Genomic DNA, 643 nt, shown 5'->3' with positions numbered 1-643 from the left:
AGAGTTTTGTTCGCTCTGATTGTCGCGGAGCGTCAATCAGCGAGTGTTTTTGGTGTCGCGTGCGAGGATGGTCGCCCTGGACCACGCTTCCGCTCGAGCGCGGTGCGCCTGCGATAGCTTTCGACGTTCATCTCGACGATGGTGGCGTGGTGAACGAGGCGATCGATGGCGGCGAGCGTCATAGCAGGATCCGGGAAGACCCTGTTCCACTCTCCAAAGGGCTGATTGGCGGTGATCAGCATGGAACGCCGCTCGTAGCGAGCGCTGATGAGCTCGAACAGCACGCTGGTCTCGGCCTGGTCCTTGGTGACGTAGGCAAGATCATCGCAGATCAGGAGGTCGAAGCGGTCGAGGCGGTTAATGGCGGCCTCGAGATTGAGCTCGCGCCGCGCCACCTGGAGCTTCTGGACGAGATCGGTGGTGCGGGTGAAGAGGACGCGCCATCCGTTCTCGATAAGGGCCAGGCCGATGGCTGCCGCCAAGTGACTCTTGCCGCCGCCGGGCGGGCCGAACAGCAGCAGATTGGCGCCCTTGCCGAGCCAACCATCGCCGGCGGCGAGCGCGGTCACCTGTGCCTTGGAGATCATCGGCACAGCCTCGAAGTCGAAGTTGTCGAAGGTCTTTCCAGCGGGCAGCCGCGCCT

At 63.3% G+C, this 643-nt stretch carries 1 protein-coding gene; it reads right to left on the bottom strand.

The window, feature by feature from the left end; all coding sequences use genetic code 11:
• Positions 1 to 32: 32 nt before the first annotated feature.
• Positions 33 to 643, bottom strand: a 611-nt coding sequence (gene istB / locus IVB32_RS03845) for an IS21-like element helper ATPase IstB (protein WP_247409876.1), incomplete at its 5' end; no start/stop codon positions are given.

The organism is Bradyrhizobium sp. 23, from assembly GCF_023073295.1.
GTDB lineage: Bacteria > Pseudomonadota > Alphaproteobacteria > Rhizobiales > Xanthobacteraceae > Bradyrhizobium > Bradyrhizobium canariense_D.
Note: the sequence above shows the minus strand (reverse complement) of the source record. Positions and strands in the feature narration are given on the sequence as shown.